The sequence below is a fragment of the Streptomyces scopuliridis genome (assembly GCF_042790125.1).
In the GTDB taxonomy this organism is placed as follows: Bacteria; Actinomycetota; Actinomycetes; order Streptomycetales; family Streptomycetaceae; genus Streptomyces; species Streptomyces scopuliridis_A.
Map to the genome: position 1 here is coordinate 437111 of NZ_JBHTZS010000005.1, position 8519 is coordinate 445629.

The following is an 8519-nucleotide window of genomic DNA, read 5'->3' on the forward strand; positions in this document are numbered from 1 at the left end:
GGCGCCCCGGGCGCGGTTGGGGGGTGGGGGGGGGGGGGGGGGGGGGGGTCACCCGGGGGGGGGGCCCGGGCTCACCCCCCCGCCCCGCTTCTCTGTGCGTACGTACGGGTCTCAGGTGATCGAGACCCCGCTGTCGATGCTGAGGACCTGGCCCGTCATACAGTCCTGGTCCAGGAACAGGGCGGCGCTGCGGGCCACTTCCTCGACCGTGACGAAGCGGGGAATGGGGGCCTTGCCCTCCATGCCCTCGATGACATGTCCCGGCAGGTTCTCCGTCATGCCCGTGATCATGAACCCCGGGGAGAGGGCGTTCACGGTCACACCGCGTCTGCCGCACTCGGCGGCCAGGGTGCGGGTGAAGCCGATGAGACCGGCCTTGGAGGCGGAGTAGGCCGTCTGCCCCGCCGTCGCGATCAGCCCGGAGGGCGACACCACATTGATGATCCGGCCCCACCGCTGCCGGAGCATATACGGAACGGACACCCGGGCGGTGTGGAACGAACCGATCAGATTGGTCTGGATGACCTGCTGCCAGTCCGCCGGCGACTGCATCGCCATCAGCGCGTCCTTGCGGATGGCGCCATTGTTGACGAGCACGTCGACCGGTCCGAGCCGCTCACCGATCTCGGCGTACATCGCGGTGACGTCGTCCCAGGAACCGACATCGCCGGTCACGACGGCCGAGTCGTTGGTGAGCTTCTCCCGTACGGCGCGGGCCTGCGCCTCCGAACTGTTGTAGTGGACGGCGACCCGGCAGCCGAGCGCGTCGAGTTCGAGTGCCAGGGCCTGCCCGAGCCCGCCGGACGCCCCCGTGACCAGGGCGACCGGCCGCTCGGGACGGGCGCCCGGCTCGCTGTTACGGCTCATTTCCTCTCCTCGCCCCACTCCAGGAGCATCGATCCCCAGGTCATCCCGGCGCCGAAGCCGGCCAGCAGCACCTGGTCGCCGGGCTGGATCCGGCCGTCCTCCAGCGCCTCGGTGAGGGCGATCGGGATGGACGCGGACGCGGTGTTGCCGTACCGCTCCAGATTGGTGACCAGCGCCTCGGGCCGCAGACCGGTGTGGCTGAGGATGGAGTTGATGATCCGGATATTGGCCTGGTGCGGAATGATGTGGTCGACATCGGCGGCATCGACCTTGGCGCTCTCCAGCGTCTCCCGGACCGTACGGACCGTGTAGCGCACGGCGTTGAGATAGATCTCATTGCCGTTGATCTTGGCGAAGTGCAGCCCCTCGCGGACCGTCTCCTCGGTGGTCGGCATCCGGCTGCCGCCCGCCAGTACCTTGAGGCTGCCGGTGCACGAGCCGTCCGCGCCGAGGTTCCAGGCCTTCACCCGGTTCTCGGGCCCCGGCTGGAGCACGACCGCGCCGGCCCCGTCGCCGACGAGGATCGACAGATCGCGGTCGGCGGGGTTCGCCGTCAGGGTGTGCGTGTCGGAGCCGATCAGCAGGATCGGCCGGGGATCGATGGCGATCAGCGCCATCGCCGACACCAGTCCGTAGACGAAGCCCGCGCACTCCGAGTTGACGTCGTGCGCGCTGCCCGCGATGCCGAGATCGTGGTGGACGAACGCGGAGGTGGCCGGTGAGGGCTGCTCGGGCGTGGCGGTGGCGACGATCAGATGGGCGATGTCGCCACCGGTCAGCCCCGCCTTCGCCAGGGCGCGCCGGCCGGCCTCGACAGCCAGCGAGGCGGTCGTCTGTCCCGGCCCCACGGCACGGCGCTCGCGGATGCCGCAGCGGCTGACGATCCAGTTCTCGTCGACACCGAACCGCTCCGCGAGCTCCACGCTGGTGACCTTGCGCTCGGGTACGGCCATGCCCCACCCGGTGATGTCGAAGCCGTTCACGGGCGCTCTCGCTACGCCTGCGCCGGCTGCGGGACGAGCGCGACGATCCGCTCGTACACGTGCCGCAGCGTGGTCGTGTCGTCGAGGTCCGCGAACAGCGACTCGTCGGCGGGGATGTGCGGGTACTGGTTCTGGAACCCGTACAGCCACTCCATCAGGTCCAGCGAGTCGACGTCCGCGATGTGCTGGAGCGGTGCGTCGGGGCTCACCTCCTGGGCGCCCGACACGGCCTCCAGCTGGCTCGCCAGTTCTTCGATGGTGGGCAGCGTCATGAGCTTCGGTCCTCTCTCGCGGTGCATCCGGTGTCGAGTGGCATGGAAGCGCGGTGCGCGCAACCGGGACGCAACACCGGTGACGCGCGGCCGTCTTGCACATCTGTTGCGAGCCACGCGGTTATCTCGTGACCGCATCACACGGTCGGTACGAGCGGCGCAGCGACAGGATCAGGAAAGAGGTCGAGGATGACAACGGTCGCACCCAGGTCGGTTGACCCCGAGGTCGACGCGGTCAGACACCACTACGAGGTCAGCAACGATTTCTACCGGCTCCTGCTGGGCCCGACCATGATGTACTCCGGCGGCTACTGGGAGCAGGGCGAGGATCTCGTCGCGACACTGGACGAGGCCCAGGAGCGCAAGCTCGATATGTTCGCCGCGCTGGCGGGCGCCCAGGGCGCCCACCGGGTGCTGGACATCGGCTGCGGCTGGGGCACCATGCTCAACCGGCTCACCACCGTGCACGGGGTGGAGGAGGCGGTCGGTCTCACGCTGAGCCGCACCCAGGAGGCGTTCATCGCCGGCCTGGACAACCCGCGGATCACCACGCGCGTGGAGAGCTGGGCGGATCACGCGACGGACGAGAAGTACGACGCGGCGTTCTGCATCAACGCGCTGGAGCACTTCGTCTCGTCCAACCTGCCGCCGCGTGAGCGCACCAAGCGCTACCGCTTCTTCTTCGGCCAGGTGTACAAGGCGCTGAAGCCGGGCGCGAAGTTCGTCCTGCACACGATGACGGCCGAGGCGCAGCCCATGAACCGGGAGCTGCTCGCCGATCTGAAGTTCCTCCAGCGCTCCGAGTTCGAGGGGATGCACATCCCGCATCTCCACGAGCTGACCGCCGCCGCCGAGGGACAGTTCGAGATCGTGGAGATCGTCAACGAGCGGGAGTCCTTCGCGCTGGCGTGCCGCGCCTGGCTGAAGCGGCTGGCCGAGGACCGTGCGACGGCCGTCGCCCTGGAGGGCGAGGAGGTCGTGGCCCGCTTCGAGCGCTACCTCGACATCTTCGCGTACACGCTCGAAGACAAGTTCTTCAACAACTTCCGCGTCACCATCGCGCGCAGGGGCTGAGGAGGCCGCCGTGACGAGCATTCTCGAACCCGCCCGCGGAGACGGGGTGAACAGCGGTACGGAGCCGGAGCGCCCGGCCGGCCGGGGACCCACCCGTCATCTGCGGGTCGCGGTCATCGGCACCGGATTCTCGGGGCTGGGAACGGCCATCAGGCTGCTCCAGCGGGGCATCGACGACTTCCTGGTCTTCGAGCGGGCCGACGAGGTGGGCGGCACCTGGCGCGACAACACCTATCCGGGGTGCGCCTGTGACGTGATGTCCCATCTGTACTCCTTCTCGTTCGCGCAGAACCCGCACTGGAAGAGCACCTTCGGCAAGCAGGACGAGCTGTACGCGTATCTGCGCGACTGCGCCGACCGCTTCGGGGTCCGTCCGCACATCCGGTTCAACCACGAGCTGATCGCCGCGCGCTGGGACGACCACACCCGCCACTGGCACATCGAGACCTCGGGCGGCGAGTACACCGCCCAGGTCCTGGTCACCGGCACCGGCTATCTCAGCGAGCCGGCCGTGCCCGACATCCCGGGCCTCGGTGACTTCGAGGGGAAGGTGTTCCACTCCTCGCGCTGGGACCACGACCACGATCTGACCGGCAGACGCGTCGCCGTCATCGGCACGGGCGCCTCCGCCATCCAGTTCGTACCGAAGATCCAGCCCGAGGTCGGGCAGCTGGACCTCTACCAGCGCACCCCGCCGTGGATCGGCCCCAAGAACGACAAGCCGACCAGCCCGCTCCAGGCCAAGCTGCTGCGCGGGATGCCCGGCTACCAGCGCTTCCGGCGCAACTTCAATATGTGGGGCCGCGAGATCCTGGCCTTCGTCATGGCCCGCCCCAAGGTCGCCGGGAAGATGCAGAAGATGGCCTCGGACCATCTGAAGAAGAGCGTCGAGGACCCGGCGCTGCGGGAGCGGCTCACGCCCGACTACGTCATGGCGTGCAAGCGGCTGCTCTTCTCCAACACGTACTACCCGGCGATCCAGCAGCCCAATGTCGACGTCGTCACCGACGGCATCGACCATGTCCGGGCGAAGTCCGTCGTCTCCAAGGACGGCCGGGAGCGCGAGGTCGACACGATCATCCTGGGCACCGGCTTCCGCGCCGTGGACCGTCCGGTCGCCCAGCGGATCTGGGGCCGGGGCGGGGTCCAGCTGCGGGAGGCGTGGAGCGGGGGCATGTCCGCGCACCGGGGCACGACCGTGGCCGGGTTCCCCAATCTCTTCATGCTGCTCGGTCCCAACACGACACTCGGGCACTCCTCGCAGGTCGTGATGATCGAGGCGCAGATCGCGTATGTGCTGGACGCGCTCCGGCAGATGGAGAAGCGGGGCCTGTCCAGCGTGGAGGTGCGCGAGGAGGCGCAGAAGGCGTACAACGCGCGGCTCGACAAGCGTCTGGACGGCACCGTCTGGAACGCCGGCAACTGCAAGAGCTGGTACCTGGACAGCAGCGGCCGCAACCCGTCGATCTGGCCCACGTACACCTGGCGCTTCCGCGGCGAGACCAAGCACTTCGATCTCGGCGAGTACCGGCTCGCCACCACTGTCGGCGCCGGAAGACCGGCTGTGAACCACGGATGACAAAGGGGAGAACGGACCAGATGAGCAGCAGCAACGCGCCTTCCCGGCGCAGAGTCCTGGGCGGTATCGCCGCCACCGCCGCCACCGTGGTGGGCTGGAACGTGGCCACCCAGACCTGGGCCACGGCGGCGGAGGCCGGCAGCGCGGGCGGCCGTGTGACGCCCGTCCCGCCGCTCGACGGGACGCTGAGGACCTCGGCTGCCGATCTCGTGCAGTTCAGCAAGGACTTCGGCAATCTGGTGACCGACATCGTGCCGTGGGCCGTACTGGTGCCCGGCTCGGTCAATGACATCGTCAAGATGGTCAACTTCGCCCGGTCCAACAATCTGAAGATCGCGGCGAATGGGCGCAGCGGCACCGGTGACGATCTCGAATCGCACTCCAACTACGGCCAGGCGGCGGTCCCGGGCGGTATCTCGATCGACTCCCGCGGTCTGTCGAAGATCGTCAGCATCGGCTCCACCACCGCCGTCGTGGAGCCGGGTGTCACCTGGGCCCAGCTGACGGACGCGGCCATGGCCAAGGGCAAGACCCCGCCGGCCATGCCCGACTACATGCATCTGTCGATCGGCGGCACGCTGAGCGTCGGCGGTATCGGCGGCACCGTGGGCAAGTACGGGCTGGCGGTCGACACCGTCGAGTCCATCGATGTCGTCACGGGTGCCGGGCAGTTGGTCACGGCCTCCGCGACGGTCCGCCCCGACCTCTTCAACGCCGCGCTGGTCGGCGGCGGGCAGGTGGGCATCATCGTCCGCGCCACGGTGAAGATCGCCCCGGTCAAGGAGCGGATCGTCGTCTTCAGCCTGGTCTACGACGACATATCCGCCTATCTGGCCGACTCGGAGAAGGTGCTGGCCGACGGGCGGTTCGAGGTCCAGGCCGGCGAGATGCTCCGTACGCCGGACGACACGGGCTGGCGCTTCAAGCTGGAGCTGGGGGCCGTCTACACGGGCACCGCACCGGCCCGTGACCCGCTGATCGCGGGGCTGCGGGACGTACGCGCCGAGGCCGTCATCGACGACATGCCGTTCCGGGACTACATCTTCCGCTTCGACGCGTATGTGGACTACCTCAAGGAAGCGGACTACTGGGACCAGCCCAAGCCCTGGCTGAGCCTGTTCCTTCCGGCCTCCAAGGCCAAGCAGTTCCTCCAGCTCGCCCAGGCCGAGCTGACCGCGAACGACCTGGGCGGCGGCTTCCTGCTGACCTACCCGTACCGCACGTCCAAGCTCAAGCGGCCGCTGGGCGTGCAGCCCAACGAGTCGGTCGCCTACCTCTTCGACCTGCTGCGCTTCCCGCACCCGGGCGAGCCGGACATCCAGGGGATGCTGGAGCAGAACCGCCGGCTGTACGACAAGGCCGTCGCCCTGGGCGCCAAGCGCTATCTCGTCGGTGCCATCCCGGACATGACCCCGGCGGAGTGGAAGCGGCACTTCGGCAACCGCTACGCCGACTTCTGCAACGCCAAGCGGCGTTACGACCCGGCCGGCATCCTCACGCCCGGTCAGGGCTTCTTCGCCTGATCCGGCCCGGCCGCAGCGGAGCGGGGCCCTCCCCGGGCCCCGCTTCCCGGCCTTCCCATCCGCCGCCCCACACAGGGAGACTGGCATGAACGGCTACGACATCATCGACGAGGCGGTGGTCGACGCCCCCGCGGACGTCGTCTGGAACGCGCTCGTCGCCGAGTTCCGCGGTGCCGCCCGCTGGTGGGTGCCCGCCAACACCTTCGCGACCGTCTCCGGCGCACCCGACGTGGTGGGCGGCGAGGTCGGCGTGACGGTCCACACCAAGGGCGTCGACAAGGGCGGACTCAAGCTCCGCTTCACCGCCCGTACGGTGTCCGTCGTGCCGGGCCGCCGGCTGACCGTCGAGTATGTCGACGGAGTCTTCCGCGGCCCGGCCGACTTCCTCCTGGAGCCGCTGGACGACGGCCACCGCACCCGCGTCACCATGCACTTCCAGGGGCGCCCGCACGGCAAACTGAAGCTGCTGGCCAAGGTCGCCGACATCGGCGCCGAGCACTCGCGGGCGACGCTGGCGGCCTTCGTCTCGCTCAACGCGCTGCTGACCCAGCCGCTGGCCGGGAGGACCCGGTGAGCCGCACGCCCGCGGTGACCGTCCCCCGCACCGAGGAAACGACGGTACGTACGGACGACGGCGCCGCGCTCGCCGTCACCGTCCTCGCCCCCCTCCGGGCGCCGACCGGCACGACCGTCGTCCTCGCGCACGGCTGGGCGGCGGGCCGCCGCGTCTGGGGTACGGTCGCGGACCGGCTGATCCGCTCCGGCCACCGGGTGGTGCTCTACGACCAGCGCGGGCACGGCGCGTCGGGCCTGGGCAAGGAACCCCTCACCATCCGCCGGTTCGGCGCGGACCTGGCGGCGGTGCTGGGCGAGACCGGCTCCCGCGACGCGCTCCTGGCCGGACACTCCGGCGGCGGCTTCGCGGCCCTCTCGTACGTCACCGCCGACCCGGCCGGCGCGCGCAGGCTGCGCGGGCTCGTCCTGCTGGGCACCGCCGCGCATGACCAGGACACCCCGGACAGCGAGGTGCGCATGATGGGCAGCGCGCTGTTCTCCCGGGCCCTGCGACGGCCGGCGCTCGGCCGGCGGCTGCTGGCCCAGACGATGGGCAAGGGGGCGGATCCGTACGCCCTCGAAGTCAACCGGCAGCTGTTCGCCGCGGCTTCCCCACGGGTACGCGCCGACTGCTTCGCCTCGTCCCGCGGCATGGACCTGCGCGCGGAACTGGCCGCCGTCGACGTGCCCGCGGTGGTGCTCGCGGGCGAGCACGACCGGGTCGTCAAGCCGGAGCTGGGCGACGCGCTCGCCAAGGCGCTGCCGGACGCGCGCTTCGAACGCCTCCCGGGCGCCGGTCATATGCTGCCGCTGGAGCGGCCGGCGGAGATCGTACGCGCGATGTCGGGCCTGATCGCCCGTCCCCGCTGAGCCCGTGATCGAGGAGATCCTGCCCCCGGGCGTCAGATCCGCCGAAGCCTTCGACGATCTGGCGCCCGCGCCGCTGTTCCCCGAGGAGGCGGCGCTGATGACGGGCCGACGACAGCGCCGCCGCGCGCAGTTCGCCACGGCCCGCGCCTGCGCGCGCCGCACCCTCGCCGAACTCGGCCTGCCGCCCGCGCCGTTACTGCCGGGCCCGGGCGGCGCGCCGCGGTGGCCGGACGGCGTGGTCGGCAGCATCACCCACTGCGACGGCTACCGGGCGGCGGTGGCGGCCAGGCGAACGGACGTGGCCGCGCTGGGCATCGACGCGGAGCCGGCGGGGCCGCTGCCGCGGGGGGTACTGGGCCTGATCACCTCCACCACCGAACGCACGGCGCTGGAACGGCTGGGCGAGCGGGCGCCGGGCGTGTGCTGGGACCGGCTGCTGTTCTCCGCGAAGGAGTCGGTCTACAAGGCGTGGTACCCGGCGACGGGCCGGTGGCTCGGCTTCACGGAGGCGGAGGTCCGCCTCTCCCCGACGGGCACGTTCACGGCGGACCTGCACCCTTCGACGCCTCCGCCGCGGGACGCGACGTTGCGGTTCGCGGGGAGGTGGCTGGTGCGGGGGGATCTTTTGGTGACATTCGCTGCGCGATCGGGCGGGCCGTTTCGGCCGGGGCCGGAGTCCGTCTGCGGGTTGTCGCCGGGTGGCGCTCCGGGGCTCGCGCCCGGGACGGCATGATTTACGGCGCGTACCGGGCCACAGTTGGAAGGCGGGCGGTCGCGCGCCACAAATCACGCTTTA

At 70.4% G+C, this 8519-nt stretch carries 9 protein-coding genes; 6 read left to right on the top strand and 3 right to left on the bottom strand.

The window, feature by feature from the left end:
* Window positions 1-111: 111 nt before the first annotated feature.
* From ACFRKB_RS10975 to ACFRKB_RS10985, 3 genes are read right to left on the bottom strand one after another with little or no spacing between them, the layout of a single operon-like run.
* On the bottom strand, window positions 112-867 hold the full coding sequence (locus ACFRKB_RS10975) for an SDR family NAD(P)-dependent oxidoreductase (protein WP_383105095.1): 756 nt from the start codon (window positions 865-867) through the stop codon (window positions 112-114).
* A complete protein-coding gene (locus tag ACFRKB_RS10980) occupies window positions 864-1850 on the bottom strand; it encodes a 3-oxoacyl-ACP synthase III family protein (RefSeq protein WP_383105097.1) in 987 nt (328 codons plus the stop codon). Before ACFRKB_RS10980 ends, ACFRKB_RS10975 begins: the two co-directional genes overlap by 4 nt.
* Before the next feature lie 11 nt (window positions 1851-1861).
* Window positions 1862-2122, bottom strand: a complete 261-nt coding sequence (locus tag ACFRKB_RS10985) for a hypothetical protein (protein WP_030355857.1) — start codon at window positions 2120-2122, stop codon at window positions 1862-1864.
* Between the two features lie 189 nt (window positions 2123-2311).
* Here ACFRKB_RS10985 and ACFRKB_RS10990 point away from each other — a divergent pair, with 189 nt between their 5' ends.
* The 6 genes from ACFRKB_RS10990 (at window position 2312) to ACFRKB_RS11015 (ending at window position 8456) form a co-directional block, all read left to right on the top strand.
* Window positions 2312-3196, top strand: a complete 885-nt coding sequence (locus tag ACFRKB_RS10990; protein ID WP_383105099.1) for a class I SAM-dependent methyltransferase — start codon at window positions 2312-2314, stop codon at window positions 3194-3196.
* Window positions 3197-3206: 10 nt separating this feature from the next.
* Window positions 3207-4775, top strand: a complete 1569-nt coding sequence (locus tag ACFRKB_RS10995) for a flavin-containing monooxygenase (RefSeq protein WP_383105101.1) — start codon at window positions 3207-3209, stop codon at window positions 4773-4775.
* 20 nt (window positions 4776-4795) lie between these two features.
* Window positions 4796-6298 (top strand): FAD-binding protein, encoded by a 1503-nt coding sequence (locus tag ACFRKB_RS11000; protein WP_383105103.1) that lies wholly within the window; start codon window positions 4796-4798, stop codon window positions 6296-6298.
* 85 nt (window positions 6299-6383) lie between these two features.
* Window positions 6384-6872, top strand: a complete 489-nt coding sequence (locus ACFRKB_RS11005) for an SRPBCC family protein (RefSeq protein WP_383105104.1) — start codon at window positions 6384-6386, stop codon at window positions 6870-6872.
* Window positions 6869-7723, top strand: a complete 855-nt coding sequence (locus tag ACFRKB_RS11010; protein ID WP_383105106.1) for an alpha/beta fold hydrolase — start codon at window positions 6869-6871, stop codon at window positions 7721-7723. The genes ACFRKB_RS11005 and ACFRKB_RS11010 overlap by 4 nt, the downstream gene beginning before the upstream one ends.
* 4 nt (window positions 7724-7727) lie before the next feature.
* On the top strand, window positions 7728-8456 hold the full coding sequence (locus ACFRKB_RS11015) for a 4'-phosphopantetheinyl transferase family protein (protein ID WP_383105108.1): 729 nt from the start codon (window positions 7728-7730) through the stop codon (window positions 8454-8456).
* Window positions 8457-8519 lie beyond the last annotated feature (63 nt).

What these genes read in the sequence shown, in the direction of transcription:
- ACFRKB_RS10975 (WP_383105095.1), bottom strand. Translation starts at nt 867, where the DNA reads ATGAGCCGTAACAGCGAGCCGGGCGCCCGTCCCGAGCGGCCGGTCGCC.
- ACFRKB_RS10985 (WP_030355857.1), bottom strand. Translation starts at nt 2,122, where the DNA reads ATGACGCTGCCCACCATCGAAGAACTGGCGAGCCAGCTGGAGGCCGTG.
- ACFRKB_RS10990 (WP_383105099.1), top strand. Translation starts at nt 2,312, where the DNA reads ATGACAACGGTCGCACCCAGGTCGGTTGACCCCGAGGTCGACGCGGTC.
- ACFRKB_RS11000 (WP_383105103.1), top strand. Translation starts at nt 4,796, where the DNA reads ATGAGCAGCAGCAACGCGCCTTCCCGGCGCAGAGTCCTGGGCGGTATC.
- ACFRKB_RS11005 (WP_383105104.1), top strand. Translation starts at nt 6,384, where the DNA reads ATGAACGGCTACGACATCATCGACGAGGCGGTGGTCGACGCCCCCGCG.